Genomic DNA, 21,006 nt, shown 5'->3' with positions numbered 1-21,006 from the left:
CCCTTATTGGATGCTGATGTGGGCGTCGGCGATGACCTTGGCCCATTTGTCGATCTCGGCGTTCACGTACCGGGCAAACTCGGGCTGGGTCATGGTGCCGGGCTCGGCGCCTTGCTTGCTGAATTGCTGCTTGATCTGCGCGCTTTGCAGGGCGGTGAGCACGTCGGTGGATATTTGCCTGGCCAGGGCGGGCTGCATTTTGCCGGGCGCGTACAGGCCGAACCAGGCCATGGCTTCGAAACCCTTGACGCCGGCCTCGTCAAGGGTGGGTACGTCGGGCAGCGCCGGCGAGCGCTTCGGCGACGTGACGCCCAGCGCGCGCAGCTTGCCGGCCTGGATGTGCTGCAGCACACCGGGCACGGAATCGAACATCACCGGAATCTGGCCGCCCAGCAAATCGTTCAAGGCCGGGGCGGCGCCCTTGTAGGGGATGTGGACCATGTCGATGCCGGTCATGGACTTGAACAGTTCGCCCGACAAGTGGTTGGCGCCGCCGGTGCCGGCCGAGCCGAAGTTCACCTTGCCGGGGTTGGCGCGGGCATAGGCGATCAGTTCCTGCGCGGTGGTGGCGGGGAACTTCGGGTTGACCACCAGCACGTTGGGCACCGCCGCCACTTCGGCGATAGGCGTGAAGTCTGTGCGCGTGTCGTAGCGCAGGTTCTTGTACAGGCTGGGGTTGATGACATGATGCGTGGCCGTCAGCATCAGGGTGTAGCCGTCGGGTTCGGTGCGGGCCAGCTGTTCGGAAAAGATGGTGCCGCTGGCGCCGGGCTTGTTTTCCACGACGACGGTCTGCTTCCATTGCTGGCCGAGCTCGTTGGCCAGCAGGCGGGCCAGGATGTCGGTGGTGCCGCCGGGCGGGAAGGGCACCACCAGGGTGACGCTGCGGGTAGGGTAGGGTTGCTGGGCCTGGGCCGCGGGGACCGCGACGGCCGCGGCCAGGGCCAGGGTGGCGGTGGCTGCCGCGTGTATCCATGCTTGCATGGTTGTCTCCTGTTTTGTGTTGTTGTGCGGGTGGGACGTCTTTGCTGCTTGTGCGATCAGCCGGGAAACTCGACCATGGCTTCGCCCACGGCCACGGTTTCGCCGCGCTGGTTGGTGACGTGCACGTCCAGCGTGACCCACTGGCTTTTCTCGGTCTTGCGGGTGGCGGTGATGGTGGCGCGGGGGGTGATGGTGTCGCCCGGTTTCACCGGTGCCTTCCAGCGGGTTTCCAGGCGGCGCTGCACGCCGCCTTGCGGGTACAGCCAGTCGGTCAGCATCTTGGCAATGACGCCGAAGTTGTTCATGCCGTGCATGATGATGCCGCCGAAATTGGTCTTGCCGAAGTTGCCCTGCATGTAGTTGTCGTCCAGGTGCAGGGGGTTGAAGTCCAGCGAGGCTGCGCAGAATTCGCGTATGGATTCGCGGGTGGGCGAAAACGGCGTGCCGTCGATCTGCTGGCCGGTTTTCAAGGTGTCGAATGCGGGGTTCATGAATGTGGTTCCTGGTGCGCGCTGCGGTTATACGGGGCGGATGGTCCAGCCGCGGCCACTGCAGATGACCTCGTCGTGCTGGTTGAAGAACACGTTGTCGTGCACGGCGAACAGGCGGTCTTTCTTGATGAACTTGTCCAGCGCGCGGGCTTGCAGGCGGATGACGTCGCCGGGGCGGGCGGGAATGTTGTAGCTCCAGGACTGGCCGGCATTGACGGTGCCGGGGCTGCGCATCCAGTCATCGGCGGGGGTACACGAGAACATCAGCAGGATGTGGATGGCCGGCGGCGCGATCAGGCCCTTGTAGGGCGAATTGCGCGCGTATTCCTCGTCGAAATACAGCGGATGCATGTCGCCCACCACCCGGCAGTATTTCTGGATGGCGTCCAGGGTCAGGGTGTAGGGAATGGTCTTGCGCGGCTGGCCGGGAATGATGTCGTCCCAGATCTTGCGCGATGGGTCGTCTTTCCAGAAATCGGTTTCGAAAGTGGTTTCTGTCATGGTGGCGGGCTAGGGTTGACGGGGCGGTTGATAAATCGGGGCATCGTGCTACAATGACCGCTTAGCGGATATAAACATCCGCTTTATGGTCATTCTGCGGGCCGTTCAATGTCGTGTCAAGCACACGGCGGGAGTAAGGCATGGCAACACCAGAAAGCGAATCTTTTGTTCGCACCTTTGCGCGCGGGCTGAAAATCATTGAAGCCATGGGGCAGGGCGCCGCCCGGCAAACCCTGGGCGACGTGGCCGACGCGGTCGATTTGCCGCGCACGGCGGTGCGGCGCTTTTTGCTGACGCTGATCGATCTGTCGTTTGTGAAGACCGACGGCAAGTACTACTGGCTGACCCCCAAGGTGCTGCGGCTGGGGCTGTCGTACCTGTATTCGCTGCCGTACTGGCGGCAGGCGCAATTGGCGCTGGAAGAGCTGTGCGCGCGCATCGGGCAGTCATGCGCGGTATCGGTGCTGGACGAGGAAGACATCGTCTACGTGCAGCGCTTGCACACGCGGCGCATCTTGCCCATGAGCCCGTCGCTGGGCAGCCGGCTGCCGGCGCATGCGGTGTCGATGGGGCGGGTGCTGCTGGCAGGGCTGGACGACACGGCGCTGGATGCCTACCTGGCCAACGCCACGCTGAAGAAACTGACCGGTGCCACGGTGGTGGACCGCGCGCGTCTGAAGGCCGCCATCGAACTGGTACGCGAACAGGGCTATGCCTGGATCGACGGCGAGCTCGACGAATCCATCGCCGGGCTGGGCGTGCCGGTACGCGACAAAGACGGGGCCGTCATCGCGGCCATCAACGTCAGCCTGCCGGCGGGCAGTTTTGACCAGGCCACGGCAGTGCGCGAATTCCTGCCGGAACTGCGGCATACCGCCTCGCAGCTGCGGGCGGCGGGGGTCAGCTACTGATTGCCAGGCGGGCTCTGCGCGGCTTCTTCGAAACGGCTGCGGCTACCTGATTTTGCTTATAATTAGTTATTGCTAATATATTGTATTAGATATAATTAATCAGGCCTCTGCGGTAGAGGCCGCCGCGCATCCAGGCGGCTCAAGGCATATTCAGGAAGGGAACATGGCAACGACCCATCTATCTTTGCAAGGCCGCACGGTGCTCGTGACGGGATCGGGGCGCAATCTGGGCCGCGGTATCGCGCTGGGGTTCGCGCGCCAGGGGGCCAATGTGGTGCTCAACGGGCACCGCGACATGGATGCGCTGCGCAGCGTGGCAGCCGAGGTCCAGGCGCTGGGAGCGCAGGCGCTGTGCGCCTTGGCCGACGTCACGCAGCCCGACCAGGTGCAGGCCATGGTGGACCAGGCTTTGCAGCGCTTTGGCTCGGTGGATATCGCGGTGTCCAATGTGGGCTTGCGCCCGCGCCAGGCGTTTCTGGATATCACGGTCGAAGACTGGCGGCGCGTGATCGAAACCAGCCTGAGTTCCGCCTTTTATCTGGCGCGCGCCGTGCTGCCGTCCATGCGCGATAAGCGGTGGGGGCGGATCATCCATATTTCTGGACGGGATGGCTTCTTCACCTACGCCAATCGGGCGCACAACGTCACGGCCAAGGCCGGCCTGCATTCGCTGGCCAAGGCGATTGCCGTGGAGTTCGGCGAATACAACGTCACCGCCAACACCATTGCCCCGGGCAAGATGGACACGATACGCGACGAAGCAAACTACCCGAACTATCGTGCGCTATGGGCAGAGGCTGTGAAAACCATGCCCCTGCGCCGCCTGGGCAATGCCGACGACGTTGCGGACTGCTGCCTGTACCTGGCTGCCCAGACCAGCTATGTGACCGGCCAGCTTATCCACCTGAACGGTGGCGAGTCGATGTATTGAAGGCTGCGCAGGGCTTGCGCCCTGCGCGCTGCAAGGCTCAGGTCGTGGACACCTGTGTCGCCGCGCGGATGCGTTCTTCGTCGTAGCCCAGCAAAGACCGCAGGATTTCCGACGTATGCTCGCCAAGCTCGGGCGGGCGGGTGACGGGGTGCTGGCACTCATCGTCGAACCACACTGGCGTGGCCAGTACCTTGACGGTTTCGCCGCGATACTCGATGTCTCGCAGCGCATGGTAGGCGGTGCTTTGCGGGGACTCCAGCGCTTCCCTGACGTTGTTCACCTTGCCGCAAGGGATGCCTGCCTCGTCCAGGATGCGGACCCATGCGGCCGTGGTGCGCTTTTCGATTTCCGCAATAATGACCGGCAGCAATTCGCCGCGATTCTGGGCACGCGTCTGGCGCGAGATGAAGCGGGGATCCCGGGCAAGGCTTTCCTGCTCCAGGATTTGGCACAGTGTCTGGAAATGCCGGTCGAACCCGGCGTCGATCGTGATCCAGCCATCGGCGGTCTTGAAGACTTGCGAGGGCACCGTGCCGGGATGGCCCGAGCCCACGGGCTGCGGCACTTCGCCCGAATAAGCGCAATACGATGCCATGTAGTTAAGCAGGCTCAATTGCGAGTGGAACAGGCTGGCCTCTACGCTGCTGCCCGTTCCGGTCTGCGAGCGGCCATGCAGCGCGGCAAGCACCCCGATGGCGGCGTACAGGCCGGTGGAAAGGTCGGCCGACGGAACTCCGGCACGAACCGGTTCGCCGCCCGGGAAGCCCGTGATGCTGACCGCGCCGGCCAGCGACTGGATGATTGGATCGACCGCGCGGCGGCGCGCATCCGGGCCCTTGCGGCCGTAGCCCGTCATGTTGCAGACGATCAGTTCGGGATTGATGGCGCGCAGGGTGTCGGGATCGATCTTCAGGCGGTCGACCACGCCTTCGCTGAAGTTGTAGATGACCACATCGGCGACCTTGCACAGATCGTAGAACGCCGCCAGCGCGCCGGCCTCTTTCAGGTCGAGCATCATGCCGCGCTTGTTGCGGTTGTTCGTCAGGAAATACAGCGACGTGCCCTGCACAATGTGCGGAGGCGTCGTGCGGGTCAAGTCGCCCGAAGGGGACTCGATCTTGATGACTTCGGCCCCCATGTCCGCCAGGATCATGGTGGCGAACGGGCCTGCCAAAGCTTGGGTCAGGTCCAGGATGCGGACGCCGTTCAGGGGAAGCTGCGCCATGTTCAACCCCTTTCGCGCTCAAGGAATTTCTTGGCGCCGTGGGATAGGCCGCCGGCGGCGAAGTTCTTCGCGTGCGACTCGCGGGCCTGGTCCATGGCGGCAAAGAACAGCTCGTCGCCCATCTTGCGCCACCATTCTTTGGTCAGCGCAATGCCCAGCGGCGGCCAGCCTGCCATCTTGGTGGCGATCGCCATCACGCGTGCGTCCAGCTCGTCGGCCGGCAAGACTTCGTGCAACAGCTTCATCGATAGTGCTTTCTCGGCCGGCACGAATTCCGACATCATCACCAGGCGGCGCATTTCGGCCTCGCCGATCAGCGGCAGCAGGAACGCGCTACCCATGATGGCGGCGGACCCGACGTTCAGTTCGGTCATGCCCAGCTTGGCGTCGGTCGATGCGATACGCAGGTCGGACAGCAGCGCAAGCTGCAGGCCGGCGCCTGTTGCGTAGCCCTGGATGCGGGCGATGATGGGCTTGCTCAGGCTGCGCATCAGGGTATACAGAGACGCATACCCTTCGATGCGACGGTGCGCGCCTGCCGCGTCCATGGCGGCGCTTTCTTTCTGGTCCTGGCCGGCGCAAAATGCGCGGCCCTTGCCTTGCAGCACGATGACGCGAACTGCTACGTCGGCGTCCAGCGCCCTGAAGGCGGCTTCCAGATTGCTGCGCTGCTGGTGGTTCAGCGCGTTCAGCACCTGGGGGCGATCCAGGGTAAGAACGGCGACCTTGTCTTTGACGTCGATGCTCAAGGTCTCGGTGACGCCTTCGACGGGGTAGGCTGGCATGGGGTGTTCCTTCAGTAATGGGGGAAACGAAACGATGGGTTCGCGAGCCGGCCGGGTCAGATCAGGGGCTTCAGCGTGCCCGTGGGCAACGCATCTAGGCGATGCAGGTCATCCCACAGCTTGCCGGCTTGCTCGGTGCCCAGTATCGGTGCGCAACACTGGACGAACTTGGCCTTGAACTGTTCCAGCGTCCAGCGCTTGGCCGGATCGCCCTTGGCTTTTTGTTCGCGGCCATGGAACACCGAGCCGTCGCGATGCTTGATGACGATGTCCGTGAAATCGTCGGGTACGGATTCGGGCGTGGTCAGGTCGGGGTGGGTGTACAGCTTGATCTTCTGGTGGATGTCGGCGATGGCCGGCGCCAGGACCTTGCTGTCCTCGAACTCGGCAAATGTGACCTGGCCGTAGGCCAGGGCCGCGGCCAGGCAGTATTCCATGCTGAACTTGCCCTGCAGGCCGGTGCGGGCGTCGTGATAGGGCAGCGTGCTTTCGCAGCGATAACCCACCGCGCATTCGATGGATTCGATCTGGTCTGTCTTGATCGTGCCATCGGCCAGCCCGTCGAGCAGCATGTCGATGGCGCAATGCGTCAACGAGCACGTCGGGTATTGCTTATAGATGTTGCCCGGGTCGACCAGGTCGAAGCGTTCGTTCAGTGCCTCCAGGGCCAGGGCCGGCTCGACTTTGTCCAGGCCGACGAACAGGTCGAAGAAGCCGTTCTCGGCCTCGAGCGCGGCAGGGTTGGCGGTGGTGCCGGCCTGTGCCAGCAGCGCCGCCGTCACGCCGCCTTCGGCCGCGAAGCCGGCGTGCACGGGCTTGGTCATGGTGCCGAAGTTGGCGACCAGCCCGCCCGCGCGCGAGCCGGCGATGGCCAGGGCAATAGCGGTCTTGTCCGCGTCCAGTTTGAGCAGGTTGGCGCAAGCAGCCGCGGCGCCCAGCGTTCCCAGCGTCAAGGTGGTGTGCCAGCCTTTGTTGTAGTGCGTCATGTTGACGGCGCGCCCGAGCTTGGTGGCGACCTCCACCCCCGCCACATAGGCGGTGACCAGTTCCTGGCCCGTGGAGCCCGACTTGGCAGCCAGCGCGAAGAGGGCGGGCACGACCGGGCACGAGGGGTGGCCGCGCATCGACGGATTGGTGTCGTCGATATCGTGGGCGTGCGCCATGGCGCCATTGACCAGGGCGGCATTGCGCGGGGTGGTGCGCAAGGTGGTTCCCCAGATTGCGCTGGGGCCTGGTTCGCCTTCGATAATGGCCAGCACGGTGCGGGTCACCGGCTCGTCCACGGCGGCGATCGCGCCGCCGATGGTATCGGCAATGGCCAGGCGGCCTTCTTCCTGCACGGCGGCCGGCAGCTTTTCCCACGTCAAATTGGCTACAAAGTCCGCGAGCGCCTGTGTCACTGGTAGGATAGGGTTGGCTTGCATACGAATTCCTGAGGGTGAAGTTACAAACCGCTAGGGGTCGGATGGAGACGACAGAAGATCGCGCCATGCGGCAGATGTGCAAGGCAACCGATCTCTATATAATTAGATTTAATGATTAAACATATTAGCTATTTAATATAGTATGCGCAAGCCTGCCTCGAAGACCGCTGTAAAAAAATCCACGACAAAAGCCGCCGCCACGCAGACGGATGCGGGGCAGGCCAATGGCCGCAGTTGGCTGAACCTGCGCCTGATCGAGGTTTTCGTGACGGTCGTCCAGGAAGACGGCATGACGCACGCCGCGAACCGGCTGGGCATGACCCAATCGGCGGTTTCGCAGGCTATCGGCACCATAGAAAACGGGCTGGGGGCGCAACTGATCGATCGTTCGAAACGGCCGATGCAACTGACCCTGTTCGGCAATACGTTCTACGAACGGGCCATCGAGCTGTTGCGCCGTTCGCGCGAACTCGAGCAACTGGTCAGTCTGCAGCAGAATGCCCAGCTGCCGCTGTTGCGCATGGGCATGGTCGATTCGTTTGCCAGTACGGTGGGCCCGGTGCTGATGCGCGAAATCGCGAACATGGCGTCCCGGTGGTCCGTGACCTCGGGGGTTTCTGGCACCGATGTCCGTGGCTTGATGGAACAGCGCATCGACCTGATCGTGACCTCTGACGATATAGGCGATGCCCCCAAGCTGCTTGATCTGCCCCTGCTCAAAGAGCCGTTCTTCATCGTTGCCCCGAAAGGGGTTTCCGTTCCAGGCGGCGGGCTGGAAGAATTGGGGCGCGCGCTGCCCTTCATACGGTACAGTCCCGGCGCCTTTCTTGGCCGCCAGATCGATCTGTATTTGCGCCACCACGGCTTGTCGCTGCAGCGGGAATACGAATTCGATACCTCCGATGCCGTGCTGGCGATGGTGCGTGCCGGGCTGGGCTGGGCGATCACCACGCCGCTGTGCGTGCTGAAGACCCGGCCTTTGCTCGAGGAATACCAGTACCTGCCCTTGCCCAATGAAGGCCTGCAACGAACCTTGCGCCTGGTGGCACACCAGGATGAGCACGCCGCGCTATGGGAACGGATATCCGCCACTGCCAGGACCATCCTTAAACATCAGTGGGTACCGCAGATCAGAAGCCTGACTCCATGGGATAAGGTCATGGAAAACCCCTGATATTAGATTTGCTTATTGTTTAAATAAGTAAACTGGGTATAAACTGCCGCCAGCGTCGTGGAAGACGACGCGTCGGAATTCACTACCCAAGGGGTCCAACCATGAAACTGTTCACTGCATTCCGCGTGCTGCTGGGCGCTACGGTGCTTTGCCTGTCGGCGCCGGCCGTTCAGGCACAGGCCTATCCTTCGCGGCCGATTACCATCGTCATCGGCTATCCACCGGGTGGCGGCGCCGACTCGATCGCCCGGCTGATCGGGTCGCAGTTGGCCGAAGTCTCGGACCAGAGCGTCATCGTCGATAACCGCGGCGGGTTCTCGGGCAACATCGGTGCGGCGTTTGCCGCGAAAGCCGCGCCCGACGGATATACCTTGCTGGTTGCTCCCACGACCACATATCGCATCAACGGCATCTTGTACGGATCGAAGGTGGGCTACGATCTTGAGAAGGATTTCACGCCGGTGACGCTGCTTGGGATCCAGCCCATGGTGCTGATGGTGAATCCACACCTGCCTGTCGATAACGTGGCCGGGCTGCTGGACTACGCCAAGTCGCACAAGCTCAGCTATGGTTCCACGGGCGTCGGCTCGCTGGAACACATCGCCGCGGAACTGTTCTTCAAGCCTGTTCCTGGCGGCGCGATGCATGTTCCCTACCGGGGGGCGGGGCCGGCCATCGTCGATCTCATGGGCGGACAGATCGATGTGCTGTTCGCAACCGCACCCACGGTGGTTTCCAATAAAGACAGCGGCCGCATCAAGGGGCTGATGGTCACCACCGCGGAACGCAATCCGGCGTTGCCCACGCTGCCCACACCGAAGGAAGCGGGCCTGGCAAGCTATGACGTCGTGTCCACCTACAGCTTGCTGGTGCCTTCCGGCACGCCCAAGGACGTGCTGGAAAAACTGAATACCCTGGCGGTCAAGGCGCTGCAAACCCCCAAGACCATCGAGACGTTCGGTTTCATGGGGGTCCAGCCCCAGCCGACGAGCCTTGCCGAAGCGAAGGAACGCCTGACGAAGGAATATGCCAGGTGGGCGGTCGTGATCGACGAAAACGGCATCAAGGCTGAGTAAGAAGCGCTGCGACGATGCCAAGCACAAGAATGACCGTGGACGACGACAGGCGCGCGGGGGACCAGGAGCCGGAGGCCCCCGCCATCGGTTTTATCGGCGGTGGCCAGATGGCCACCGCCTTGATCGCCGGGCTGCTGCATGCCGGCTGGGACGCGAAGCGCATCATCGCGGTCGAGCCCGATGATGCGCAGCGGCAAAAGCTCGCTGCTTCGACGGGTATCCGAACCTTGCCCGCGGCCGCTGCTGCCTTGGCCGAAGCGGGTGTGGTGGTGTGGGCCGTCAAGCCCCAGGCCTTGGCCGCTGCAATAGCGTCCGTGGCGCCGGTGCTGGGTGCGCCCTTGCACGTGAGCATAGTGGCGGGGATCAGCACGGATACGCTGGCGGCCAGGCTGCAAAGCGATCGGATTGTGCGGGTCATGCCTAATACGCCTGCACTGGTGGGTGCTGGCGTATTAGGCATGCTTGCGACGCCGGGCGTCACCCCGCCCGAGCGCCAATGGGTGGAAAACCTGATGGCCGCGACAGGCCATACGTTCTGGGTGGACTGCGATGAACGTATTGACGCGGTGACGGCCGCCACGGGCAGCGGCCCTGGGTATGTATTTTATTTCCTGGAATGCTACCAATCCGCGGTCGAGGCCTTGGGCTTTTCGAAAGAGCAGGCGCGCGAGCTGGTGCTGCGCACCGCAGCGGGCGCGGTGAAGCAGGCCGACAGTGACGACACGCCGTTCGCGGTGTTGCGCGAACGAGTGACATCGAAAGGGGGCACGACGGCGGCAGGCTTGCGGGTGCTGGATGAGTACCGGTTGCCTGCCGCGGTCGCGGGTGCGCTTCAGGGCGCGTATGCGCGTGCCCAGGCGCTTTCCAGGACTTAGCCGGACCGCGCATCGGCGCGCTGGCCGGCCACCGACACCAGCCCGGCCACTTCATGTTCGGCCGGCAGCTTGGCTATCGCCTGCTTCAGGCGGCTGGCCAGGCCCTCGCTGGCCGGCGTCATGGGCAACCGCAGCTCATCGGCAATGAGGCCCGCCGATGCCAAGTACTTCTTGATCGGACCGGGGTTCGGTTCCTGGTACAGCAACCGGATCACGGGTTTCAAGGTGGCGAACAAGGTCTGCGCCACATCGTGGTGGCCGGCTCGGGCCAGGGCCATCACGGCCATGAAAATGTCGGGCCGCACATGGGCCGCGGCGGCCATGGCGCCGGTGCCGCCCTGCAGGAAATGATCCAGGAACAGTGTGTCTTCGCCGCACAGGCCGGGCAGTTTCTGGCGGGCGTTCAGCGCGGCCAGGGCCAGCGCATCACATTCTTTGACTGCCACGCATGTGGTGTGGGCGCACAGGTATTCGATCAACTCGATGCTCAGTTGGGTGCCGGTGCGCTTGGCAACGTCGTAGATGATGACGGGCAGGCGCGTGGCCCAGGCAATCTGCCGGTAGTGCCAGACGATGCCGTCTGGCGCGGGGCGCAGGTAATAGGGCGGGGGTACCAGCCAGCCCGCGGGCTGCAGCCGTTCCAGCTTGCGGATCGTCTGGAAGACGCCCATGGGTTCGACCCCGCCCACCCCCAGCACGACAGGCAGGTGGGGAGCCGCCGAGCGTACCGCGTCGCAGGCCAGGAATTTCTCTTTTATCGAGATCAGGTTGCCTTCGCCGGTGGACCCGAACAGCACAAAGCCGGACACGCCCGCCTGCGCATAGCGGCGCGCCAAGGCTTGCATGGCGGCGATGTCGACATAGCCATCGCGCAACGGGGTGACCAGCGGCAGCCATAGCCCGGCCCAGGCCGATGGCGCGTTTTCGCGCGGGGCGTTCATCGTGCCGCTCCGGTGGCCAGGCGGGTGCCCAGGGCGCCGAATTCAGCTGTCGGCAGGTGTGTCATGACGTAATGCATCAGGGCATCGACGTCGCGATACGCCAGCTTGATGATGAAAGTGGTCTGGCCATGGCCGTTGGGGTCTGCCACGACGTCGATTCGTGGGGCCGGCGCCATGCATGAATGCAATTGGCGGCGCGCCTGGAAGGCGTTGCGCGGGTCGACGCGCAAGATCAGGGAAACACTCAGCGGTACGGATTCGCCTTGCGGCAGAGATCGAATGCGGTGGTCTTCGGAAAGCGCAGGTCGCGGCAGCATCTGTGGACAAGGGCGGCCCGGTTGCGCCATTCATGTCGGCGCACGCGGCTCGATCCCGGTTGGTTGGACACCGGGTCAGTATAGGAATGGGGGAATATAAGCCTTGTAAAAAAACGGGGTTCCCGCGTAAAGGCCGCGTTAATTTTTCGGTGCGGGAGCGCCCGTTCGGAGTCTTGCACCAGGCCGTGGCCGTGCACGTCGCCGGTCAAGTCGATGCGGGTGGAAGCCCCAGGTGTGCGGCCCGGTGCGGCAAAAGCCGGTCTGTATTTCGCTGGCGATGCACAGCCCGCCTGCCTGGCGCGCCAGCGGCTACACCCGCACGCCCGGAAAGCCGTCGTGGTCCGCCGCACCATTGGCCGCAGGGGACTCATCCGGGAACAACGCTCCACCCGCATTGGCGGTTTCCAGGCGCTGCTGCCAGTGGATGGCAATGTTCACGAAGCCTTCCAGCCAGTCTTCCAGTTCTTGTTCGGACAGGCCTTCTGCCCTGCGGCGGTCGGCCAGGAAGACCTTGCCGGTGTCGAAGTCGATGCTGAAGGTGGCGCCGTTCGTGCCTTGCCAGAACAGATTGGCGGCCAGCAGCAGGCCGTAGATCTCTGCGGCGCGCTCGATCTCGACTTCTTGCAGGCGGGTGAACAGCACCACGATGCCGTCATCGGGCTCGTACTGGAAATGGGCTTCGACGCTATCGATGGTCAGCGCCAGGTAGCCGCTATCGTCGGTATGCATGTCGGGGGCGCCCAGGCGGGCACCCAGTTGCTGTACGAGGGCCTGGAAGTGGGTAAGGGACATCGGGTGCTCCTGGTTCGTAAGAGGTGCGGATTCGTGGATCAGGCTTTGGCGAAGGCGCCCAGGCCCGCGAGGAACTGCCGTACTTGCAGGCTGGGAATGCGGTCCAGCAAGTGGCCGGCCTCTTTGCTGCCGCCCAGGCCGGTGTTCCAGCGCTGGTTCTCCAGCTGGCCGGAGCCGGCGCTGACGGTGTAGTAAAGCTCCTGGTCGTCGCCCACCAGGCGAGCGTCGGGCGCCATGTCGCCACCCATGTCCTGCAGGATCAGCTTGGATTTCAGTTCCACATCGGTGACGCCGCCGCGGTCCTTGTCGCTCTTGCAGCCCTTGGACATGGTGGCGGCCATGTCGTTGCCGCCCAGTTGCAGGCCTTCCAGGGTGGACAGGCTTTGTTCGGCCAGGGCCTGCAAGGCCAGGATCTCGCGGCCCATCTTGGCCGTGTCGCCATTGCCCGACTCGTAGGCTTTGTTGGTGAACATCTGGCGGACCAGGTCTGTCTGCACTTGCAGTTGCTTCTGCAAGCCGTCCAGCTTCTGTGCGTCGGCCGGTGCGGCGGCCCGGCCCTTGCCGGTTTCCAATTGGTCGTAGACCTGGCCAATGAAGCCGCCGGGCCGGGCGCCCACCGCGCCGTGATTGCCCGAGCCCAGGTCGCCCACCAGCTTGATCATATTGTCGGTATTGTGAGCGTGCACGTTGCGCCATACACCCAGCATTGCCGTCGAAGTGGACGAAGTAGCCAGCGAGTTGATGCCGAACGAGAAAGTAATGGGGTCGATCGTCACGTTGGCAGCGGCAGTCGCCTGGGTGCCAGGGTTGTAGACTTGCAGGGTACGAGGCCCCGAATGTGCCTCGAATGCGCGGAACTGGGCCTGCGTGTAGTCGTTCTCGGCATAGTCAGGCTTGGCCTTGGCGACCAACCAGGTACTGCGCAGGGTATCGGGCGAAATCAGGTTGACGCTGACATGCGTCATCGTCATGGCGTTACCGGCGTTCAAGTGGATTTGCAGGCGTGGATTGCTGGCGGCAGCCAGTTCCAGGACTTCCTTGGCGCCATTGGTGTTGGCCTGCGCGCGCTGGGCGGGGTCTTTGATTTTCCACATGTCCAGCACGCCGTGTCCCACCACAGTGGCCAGGCGGGTGTTGCCTTGCATCAGTTCGCTGACCTTCAGGTTGCGCGCGTGATCGGCATTGCCCGCGTCGGCGGCGGTCACGCCCCGCAGTTGGCCGCCATGGGTATACCTTGCCTTGAAGTCGGCATTCCAATGCTGGGCGGGGGTAATCTTGCTGGTGTATTCGGTAGCGGCGCCATCGCGCATGATCAGCATCTTGCGATCGACAGGCTGCCAGAGGTCTGAGGTGGACAGTGCCATGCGTTGTGCTTCGCGCATCGGTTTGTCCTGGGTCAGCGCCTTGATGATAGCGTCCGATACATGCGCTGTCTTCAACTCATGCCTCAAGGCGACAAGAACGGCCTGCTGTCCTATCTTGACTGGATGGGTGCTCTTGTTCTCGGCAGTGGGCGCGGGCACCGATTGGTTCTGGTTGTCGCTCTGGACATAATCCCAGGCCAACTGGGCAACGACATCCTGCCATGCGGTCTGCAATGCGGCGATATTGGGTTGCTGGCCAGACTGGGTAATGCTGCCGTCGGCAAGCCCTTGTGCCAGCTTCTCGATGACATGGTCGCCGGCTTGGGCGTAGATCAGGGTGCCATGCGCGACAGCTCGTTGCGACAGCGGGTCGTTGCTACGCAGCTCTTGCAGATAGGTCCGCTTGCTTTCGATCAGTTCCTGTTGGTGGGGAAGATCTTGCTCCAGGGCGCCAAGCAGGTCGAGCTGGCTATCCAGGCGCGTGACATGCGCGGCGAGCTTATCGACCGAGCCCTGGGCATCGGCAATCAACCCCGCGCTGGACCTTTGCTCGATGCGTGCCCGCAGCGTGACCCGGGCATCTGCCAGGTCGGTGGCGGCTTTGTCTTTCTGGGCCTGCAGATCGGTTTTCTCGAACAGCATCGCCAACTGGGTGATATCCATTTGAAGGTGGAGATCCGCCAGTGCCGTGTCCAGCTGAGCCATGGACGTCTGGTCCCATGCGGCGCGGCCCAGCAGCTCGGTGGCCCGGTTCAGTTGCCGGGTACCCACGCGCACGCTGCTGTCGTGGGGAATCGCATCCGGCATCCGGGCACGCATCTGGCTGACCAGCGTCAGGGCATGCCGCGGTGCTTGCGGATTCTGCAGCGCCGCCAGCGCGCTCAGGCCCGGAAAACGCTGGGCGCACTGCGCTTCTGCTTTGGCGCGTACCTGGTCCTGGGCAGTCTGGACGATACCCTGCAGGGTGTTGGCCGACATGGTTTGGGAACCGTATTCCGAATGGCCGCGCACGGCAGCGATGATGGCGGATCTCTCGTCGCGGCTGGCCAGGTCGTAGGCCGGCGGCAGCAAAGCCTGCATCGCCGATTCATTCTGCCTGACGGCGGCGGCCCGGAATTCTTGCGCCTTATCCAGTACTTTGGTGATCACCCGGGAGCTCAGCGGCCTGTCGGAGTCTATCCAACCGTCGTCCAGGCCAGCCGCCCGCAGGGCGCGCACCGCGCCCGGGCCTTCTGCCTGGGCCAGGGCATTGACAAATGCCATCTTGGCGGGCCGGCGGTCGGCTATCAACTGCTGCCGGTCGAGATCTTCGCCCATCTTCCAGTGATGTAATCGCCCCGATAGGCGCGATTCGCCATGGGCAACGGTTTGTTGCCCCTGGCCGTTCTGCTGCAAATTGATCTCGTAGTTGGTGCCTTTGTCGGTACCGAGAGGCCGGAAATCATGCAATTCGAGGGGCATGGCGGAAATCTCCGTGGGCGGTGGGCGCTGGTTGCCCACACTTGATTCCTGAGTAACGGCTGCGGCGGGTTGGTTCCAAGGTGGGGGCGGGGGATCAGGCTTCGGCGAACTTGCCCAGGCCGGCCAGGTATCGCCGGACTTGCAGTTGGGGAATGCGTTCTTTCAGCTTGCCGGCTTCTTTGCTGCCGCCCAGGCCGGTGTTCCAGCGCTGGTTTTCCAACTGGCCGGAACTGGCGCTGACCGTGTAATACAGTTCCTGGTCGTCGCCCACCAGGCGTGTATCGGGTTCCATGTCGCCACCCATGTCCTGCAGGATCAACTTGGATTTCAGCTCCACGTCGGTGACGCCGCCCCGGTCCTTGTCGCTTTTGCAGCCTTTGGACAGGGTGGCCGCCATGTCTTCGCCACCCAGTTCCAGTTCCTGCAGGGCAGACAGGCTGCGCTCGGCCAGCACCTGCAGGGCCAGGATCTCGCGGCCCATCTTGGCGGGATCGTCGCCACCCTTCGCAAAGGCTTCGGTAGTGAACACGTGGCGCACTACGTCGGTCTGTACCTGAAGTTGCCTGTTCAGGCTCATCAGGCGTTGCCTGCTTTCTGGGGTGGCAGCATTGTCGATGCCTGCCTTGACCCTGTCGTAGACTTGCCCGATAAACCCGCCAGGACGTGCGCCGGCGGCGCCATCCTTGCCAGCGCCCAGGTCTCCCACCAGCTTGATCATGTTTTCGGTGTTGTGCTCGTGCACGTTGCTCCATACGCCTGCCGCGCGGGACTGGTTGCCCGAGGTAGCCCAGCCATTGATGCCGAACGAAAATGTGATGGTGTCGATATCGAAGCGGCGTTGCACGATCCGCTCGTCGGCGTCGACCATCTGTATTGTTCTGGCAGGTCCCGAATTGGCTTTGAAGGCCCGGAATTGATTGAGCGTGAAGTCTTTCTCGGCGAACTCTCTGGCCACTGCCATGTAGCCCCCGGAAAGTAGATTCGTCGTATCAAAAGCGGCATTCCGTATCGTGTCGGGCGAGATCAGGTTGACGCTGACATGCGTTACTCGCATCGTCCTCGGACCTGGTTGACGAGAACTTTCGCCTTCGCCTTTTCCGTCGCGCGCGGGTTCGATGGCGATATTGCTGGCGTGCTGGCGCAAGCGGGGGTTGCTCGCCACGGCCAAATCGATGACTTCCTTGGCACCCCGCGCGTCGGCCAGCGCCCGCTCGAAGGGGTCATGAATGTCCCACATGTCCAGTACGCCATGGCCCACCACGGTGGCCAGTGTGCGGCCACTGCTATCCCGCAGTTCGCTGACCTTCAGGTTGCGCGCATGATCGATATTGCCCGCATCGGCAGAGGGTACGCCCCGCAACTCTCCATCTTCGGTGTACCTGGCCTGGAAGTCCGCGTTCCAATGCTGGGCGGGCGTGATCTTGCTGGTGTACTGACTGACCGCACCGTCACGCACAACAAGCATCGTCCGCGATAAGGGCAGCCATGCGTCCGAGGTCGACAAGGCAGCGAGCTGCGCCTTGTGCAGCTCGGCCTTGCCAGTCCATTTCTCGACCGTATCTTTTTCCGCACCGGCCTTTACAAGCATGTCCTGCAGTTCCTGGACGATGCGCCTCTTGCCCTGTGTGGCCGGATGCACCGACTGCTTTATTTCGCCCGGTGCGGGTACGGAAGGGTTGCGGAATCCTGTGTCCATGTGCGCGCGCGCGGCGTCATCGACAACTCGCTGCCACGACGCGCGCACCGTGCGCAGCTGCTCATCCGGTGGCAAGATTCCTTTGTCGATTGCTTTTTTTTCTATGCCGGCAATGATTTGCATGCCGGCCTGGGCCCAGATCAAGTTGCTGTGCGCCACCGCCCGTTCCGACAAGGGGTCGTTCAGGCGTAATTCCTGAAGATAAGCAAGCTTGCTTTCGATCAATACTCGCTGGCATTCAATGTCCAGCCGCAGGGCCTTCTCCAGTCCGCTCGGCGTAGGTATTCCGCCGGCTACGCTATCGGCGTCCAAGTCGTCGTGCTGGCTACCGGATAAATGGACCGTCACGACTTCGGTTGTATCTTGCGCATCCGGCAAGTTGCCATACAGCCGTTCCTTTCCTTTGTCCGGCTTCGTCTCTACCTCTTTTTCTTTCTCTTCCTCTTTCTTCTTTTCTTGCCGCGGTTCTTTCGCTTGCGTGACTGCCGGATCGAGGTATCTATCATCCAGCTTGGCAAGGACAGCGTTCAGTTCCTCTCGGCACTGTGTCAGATCGTCTTCCAGGCGGCCCATGTCCGTCTGGTTCCAGGCTGTCGCGTGCAAGAGCGTTGCGGAACGGTCCAGAAACCCGAACGCGTCGAGGGTTGGTTTGTCGAGCTCGATGCCGTTGAGCGTTGCCTTGATCTGATCGACGATCGTCAGGGCATGTGGATCGAGCCTTAGCGCTGTCGCCAGAGCAGTCAAGCCGGGATAGCGCGCGGCGCAATGCGCTGCTTGTTTGGCGTATGCGCTGTCTCGGGCTTGATCGGCAATGTGCTGAATGGCGATTCCTGACATCGGCTTGCAGCCGTAGTCGGGGTGGCCGCGAACTGCGGCAAGAATGGCAGATCGTTCATCACGGCGGGCAGTGTCAGAGGCAGGTGGTAGTTGCGCCTGCAGCGTGACTTCATTTTTCTTGATCGCCGCGGCGCGACGCTGCTGAGCGTGGTCCAAGACTTCGGAAATCGTGCAAGAGGTCAATGGCCGGTCGTTGGCGCGCCAGTCTTTGGGCAGACCGGCGGCCTGCAGCGCCATTTTTGCCGCCTTGCGGCCCTCGGTCCGCGCCAGAACATCGAAGAAAGCCTGCTTGACGAGCCCCCGGGCCTGCTGGACTTCTTCGCGGTCGTGCCGTGTCACCCCGAGTTGTTCCGCGGTCCAGCGCAGCAGGCGGCCGGCCAGGCGAACTTCCCCGTGGGCGACTTTCTGTTGTTCACCTGCTGACTGCAGCGTGATCTCGCGATCCAGACTTGCTGTGCCAGTACTGAGCGTGCGAAAGTGATGAAGCTCCAAAGGCATGACTGAGTCTCCTGATCGGCGGGGGGCGGGCTATCCGAGCTTGGCCATTCAGTGACACCACGGCTGCGTTGGGTTCCGGACTGAAACCCATTGATACGTTCTCGGTTGTCGTCCTGTGGACTTCGCGTGGTGCTAGGCATGGCTGGCTCCAGTCCGTTACAGTTGGCGCCATCGCCGGGGCAGCGCCGCCGGTTTTGCCTATGAAGGACACTATTCATGCCGCGCCGCCTGCCTCCGCTATCCTCCCTGCGCGTCTTCGAGTCCGCCGGCCGGCTGTGCAGTTTCAAGCTGGCCGCGGCCGAGCTGAACGTGACGCCCAGCGCCGTCAGCCATGGCATCGTCGGGCTGGAACAGGCGCTGGGTGTCGATTTGTTCGTGCGCGGGCCGCGCGGCCTGTCGCTGACGCCGGAAGGCGCCGACTACTTGCTGTATGTGTCCGAAGCCCTGACGCTGATCGCCACGGCCACGCAGCGCTTGCCCGCCGCGCAGGGCGGGCGCGGCATCGCCATCAGCTGCGCCCCGACCCTGGCCTCGCGCTGGCTGTTGCCGCGCCTGCACGGTTTTCGTGCGCAATGGCCGGATGTGCGGATCATCATCGACACTTCGCAGCGGCACGTGGGCTTTCCGGTCGATGGCTTCGACTTCGCCATACGCATGGGCCGCAGCCACGTTGCGGTGGCCTCTTGGCGGCGATTGTTTGGCGAGCAATTGGTGCCGGTGTGCGCGCCGGCGTACCGGGACACCTTGCTCGATGCGCAAGGGCGGGTCGATTGGGCGCGCGCCGCCCTGATCCACGTGACCCTGGCCAGCGAAGACTGGCAGGCCTGGCGGGAACAGGTGGGCGACGCCATGCCGGACGATATCGACCTGGCGGCCGGCTTGCGCCTGGACACCATCCAACTGGCGTTCGAGGCCGCGGCGGCCGGCCTGGGCGTGGTGCTGGGCCGCCGGCCGCTGGTCGATCGCGACTTGGCGGACGGCGTGCTGGTGGCCTTGAACCTGCCGGTGCTGCAGGCCGAAACGGCATATTGGCTGGTCAGCGCCGAAGGCGTCGAGCGGCGCAGCGAATTGCTGGCGTTCCGCGACTGGCTGGTTGCGCAAGCCCACGATTTCGCTGCCTAAGCAGGCTATCCGCAGTTGTCAGGACTGTCTCGATCGTACGGGGTCAGGCACCCTGATGGGAGCCAGACCCCTGGCGATAGAGCATGTCAGTGCCTAGGATATTCGCAGGTGTCAGGCTCCGCAGGTGCCTGACACCCTACGACTGAGACAGTCTTGCCACACAATGGGGTCAGGCACCCTTCGGGAGCCAGACACCTCGACGCTGCGTGCCGGCGGGCGAGTGAAAATCCTTCACCCGCCGTCGAAATCTTTTCCTTTGCCGGCGTCACCAGGCGCTGCCACCATGCCGGCAAGGAGATCGCCTCATCATGCAAACCGCACAGACTGCACGCCCGCTGTCCGGCAATCCGGCCATCTGGGTCGTGGTGGCGGCGGCGCTGATTCTCAGCGCCGCCATGGGCATACGGCAGACGTTTGGCCTGTTCATCAATCCTTTCTCGTTCGACCGCGGCCTGCCGGTGACGCAGATCGCGTTCGCCATTGCCGTGCACAACCTGGTGTGGGGCGTGGCGCAGCCGTTCGCCGGAGCGGCGGCCGACCGCTATGGGTCGGCACCGGTGGTGGCATTCGGGGCGGCAGCGGTGGCGGCCGGCCTGGCGCTGGCCACGGCAGCACATTCGCCCGTGATGCTGATATTGGGCATGGGCGTGCTGGTGGGCATCGGTATCAGTTGCACCAGCTTTGGCGTGGTGCTGGCCGCGGTGGGGCGGGCGGCCACGCCGCAGCGGCGCAGCATGGCGCTGGGGCTGGCGAGCGCTGGCGGGTCGGTGGGGCAGGTGGTGCTGGTGCCGTTCGCGCAGATACTGCGGGAAAGTGCGGGCGTGTCGGCCTCGCTGTGGGGGCTGGCGGTGCTGATGCTGCTGGCGGCGCCACTGGGCTTGCTGCTGGACCGCCGCGCGCCGGGCGAGGCCGCGGCGGCCGCGCAAGAGCCGGCCATGCCCTTGAAGCAGGCGGTGCGGCATGCCTGCCGGCATCGCGGCTATTGCCTGCTGACGCTGGGATTTTTCACCTGCGGCTTCCAGCTTGCCTTCATTGCCACGCATTTGCCGGGCTACCTGGTGCTGTGCCATATGCCCATCGGACTGGGTGCCACCGCGCTGGCGCTGATCGGCCTGTTCAACATGGCGGGCAGCTGGGCTTGCGGCTGGCTGGGCGGACGCTATCGCCAGCAGCATGTGCTGGGCTGGTTGTATTTGATACGCGGCGCGGCCATCGCGGCATTCTTCCTGCTGCCCAAGAGCACGCTGTCGGTGGTGCTGTTCGCGGCGGTGATGGGGCTGACCTGGCTGGGTACCGTGCCGCTGACCAGCGGGCTGGTGGCCAAGGTGTTCGGCACGCGGCACTTGGGCACGCTGTTCGGCGTGTGCTTTCTCAGCCACCAGGTGGGGTCGTTCCTGGGAGCCTGGCTGGGCGGACTGGTGTTCGACCTGACGGGCTCGTATACGCCGGTATGGGCGGCCACGGCGCTGGCGGGCCTGGTGGCGGCGCTGCTGCATTTCCCGATCGACGACCGCGCCGCCGTGCCGGTGCCGGGCACCGCGGCGCTGGTCCAACGCTGAATCGATTGTTGATATAGTGGCTATCCCCGCCCACCCCGGGCC

General features: G+C 63.6%; 18 protein-coding genes. 7 read left to right on the top strand and 11 right to left on the bottom strand.

Features of this window, described 5'->3' with window-relative positions:
- Positions 1-3: 3 nt before the first annotated feature.
- The 3 genes from KW845_RS27960 to KW845_RS27950 are packed head-to-tail and all read right to left on the bottom strand — an operon-like array spanning position 4 to position 1,976.
- The gene (locus tag KW845_RS27960) at positions 4-984 is read right to left on the bottom strand and encodes a tripartite tricarboxylate transporter substrate binding protein (protein ID WP_218372680.1); all 981 of its coding nucleotides are present in this window, start codon (positions 982-984) and stop codon (positions 4-6) included.
- A 56-nt stretch (positions 985-1,040) separates the two neighbouring features.
- Positions 1,041-1,475 carry a MaoC family dehydratase gene (locus tag KW845_RS27955; RefSeq protein WP_218372679.1) on the bottom strand — a complete coding sequence of 145 codons (435 nt, stop codon included), beginning with the start codon at positions 1,473-1,475 and terminating at the stop codon, positions 1,041-1,043.
- 27 nt (positions 1,476-1,502) lie between these two features.
- Positions 1,503-1,976, bottom strand: a complete 474-nt coding sequence (locus KW845_RS27950; protein WP_218372678.1) for a MaoC family dehydratase — start codon at positions 1,974-1,976, stop codon at positions 1,503-1,505.
- Positions 1,977-2,116: 140 nt separating this feature from the next.
- On the opposite strand from KW845_RS27950, the gene KW845_RS27945 reads away from it, so the two are divergent.
- Positions 2,117-2,887, top strand: coding sequence for an IclR family transcriptional regulator C-terminal domain-containing protein (locus KW845_RS27945; RefSeq protein WP_218372677.1), 771 nt, complete (start codon positions 2,117-2,119; stop codon positions 2,885-2,887).
- 163 nt (positions 2,888-3,050) lie between these two features.
- Positions 3,051-3,818 (top strand): SDR family NAD(P)-dependent oxidoreductase, encoded by a 768-nt coding sequence (locus KW845_RS27940; RefSeq protein ID WP_218372676.1) that lies wholly within the window; start codon positions 3,051-3,053, stop codon positions 3,816-3,818.
- Positions 3,819-3,855: 37 nt separating this feature from the next.
- Here the strand turns inward: KW845_RS27940 and KW845_RS27935 are convergent, their stop codons facing one another.
- The 3 genes from KW845_RS27935 to KW845_RS27925 are packed head-to-tail and all read right to left on the bottom strand — an operon-like array spanning position 3,856 to position 7,252.
- Complete coding sequence (locus KW845_RS27935) at positions 3,856-5,043, bottom strand: CaiB/BaiF CoA-transferase family protein (protein ID WP_218372675.1); 1,188 nt, start codon at positions 5,041-5,043, stop codon at positions 3,856-3,858.
- Positions 5,044-5,045: 2 nt separating this feature from the next.
- Entirely contained in the window at positions 5,046-5,828 is a 783-nt protein-coding gene (locus tag KW845_RS27930) for an enoyl-CoA hydratase/isomerase family protein (protein WP_218372674.1), read from the bottom strand.
- A gap of 56 nt (positions 5,829-5,884) precedes the next feature.
- On the bottom strand, positions 5,885-7,252 hold the full coding sequence (locus KW845_RS27925; protein WP_255593006.1) for an MmgE/PrpD family protein: 1,368 nt from the start codon (positions 7,250-7,252) through the stop codon (positions 5,885-5,887).
- 142 nt (positions 7,253-7,394) lie between these two features.
- Between KW845_RS27925 and KW845_RS27920 the strand changes: the two genes are divergently transcribed.
- From KW845_RS27920 to proC, 3 genes are all read left to right on the top strand, one after another.
- Positions 7,395-8,426: a LysR family transcriptional regulator gene (locus KW845_RS27920; RefSeq protein WP_218372672.1), complete on the top strand. Its 1,032-nt coding sequence runs from the start codon at positions 7,395-7,397 to the stop codon at positions 8,424-8,426.
- Between the two features lie 101 nt (positions 8,427-8,527).
- Complete coding sequence (locus KW845_RS27915) at positions 8,528-9,502, top strand: tripartite tricarboxylate transporter substrate binding protein (protein ID WP_218372671.1); 975 nt, start codon at positions 8,528-8,530, stop codon at positions 9,500-9,502.
- Between the two features lie 14 nt (positions 9,503-9,516).
- Positions 9,517-10,377 carry a pyrroline-5-carboxylate reductase gene (gene proC / locus KW845_RS27910; protein WP_255593004.1) on the top strand — a complete coding sequence of 287 codons (861 nt, stop codon included), beginning with the start codon at positions 9,517-9,519 and terminating at the stop codon, positions 10,375-10,377.
- Here proC and KW845_RS27905 read toward each other — a convergent pair.
- From KW845_RS27905 to KW845_RS27885, 5 genes are all read right to left on the bottom strand, one after another.
- Positions 10,374-11,318: a dihydrodipicolinate synthase family protein gene (locus KW845_RS27905; RefSeq protein WP_218372670.1), complete on the bottom strand. Its 945-nt coding sequence runs from the start codon at positions 11,316-11,318 to the stop codon at positions 10,374-10,376. The two genes, proC and KW845_RS27905, sit on opposite strands and share 4 nt — an antisense overlap.
- Positions 11,315-11,635: a hypothetical protein gene (locus KW845_RS27900; protein WP_218372669.1), complete on the bottom strand. Its 321-nt coding sequence runs from the start codon at positions 11,633-11,635 to the stop codon at positions 11,315-11,317. Before KW845_RS27900 ends, KW845_RS27905 begins: the two co-directional genes overlap by 4 nt.
- A 309-nt stretch (positions 11,636-11,944) precedes the next feature.
- Positions 11,945-12,427, bottom strand: a complete 483-nt coding sequence (locus KW845_RS27895) for a type III secretion system chaperone (protein WP_218372668.1) — start codon at positions 12,425-12,427, stop codon at positions 11,945-11,947.
- Positions 12,428-12,465: 38 nt separating this feature from the next.
- Positions 12,466-15,252: an inositol phosphate phosphatase SopB gene (locus KW845_RS27890; protein WP_218372667.1), complete on the bottom strand. Its 2,787-nt coding sequence runs from the start codon at positions 15,250-15,252 to the stop codon at positions 12,466-12,468.
- Positions 15,253-15,346: 94 nt separating this feature from the next.
- Positions 15,347-18,283, bottom strand: coding sequence for an inositol phosphate phosphatase SopB (locus tag KW845_RS27885; protein WP_218372666.1), 2,937 nt, complete (start codon positions 18,281-18,283; stop codon positions 15,347-15,349).
- Between the two features lie 216 nt (positions 18,284-18,499).
- On the opposite strand from KW845_RS27885, the gene KW845_RS27880 reads away from it, so the two are divergent.
- Entirely contained in the window at positions 18,500-19,405 is a 906-nt protein-coding gene (locus KW845_RS27880) for a LysR substrate-binding domain-containing protein (RefSeq protein ID WP_218372665.1), read from the top strand.
- A 308-nt stretch (positions 19,406-19,713) separates the two neighbouring features.
- Entirely contained in the window at positions 19,714-20,964 is a 1,251-nt protein-coding gene (locus tag KW845_RS27875; RefSeq protein WP_218372664.1) for an MFS transporter, read from the top strand.
- The last annotated feature ends 42 nt before the right edge of the window (positions 20,965-21,006 follow it).

The sequence above is a fragment of the Bordetella sp. BOR01 genome, from assembly GCF_019218885.1.
In the GTDB taxonomy this organism is placed as follows: domain Bacteria; phylum Pseudomonadota; class Gammaproteobacteria; order Burkholderiales; family Burkholderiaceae_B; genus Bordetella_A.
This window is presented reverse-complemented; position numbering and strand designations above follow the sequence as displayed.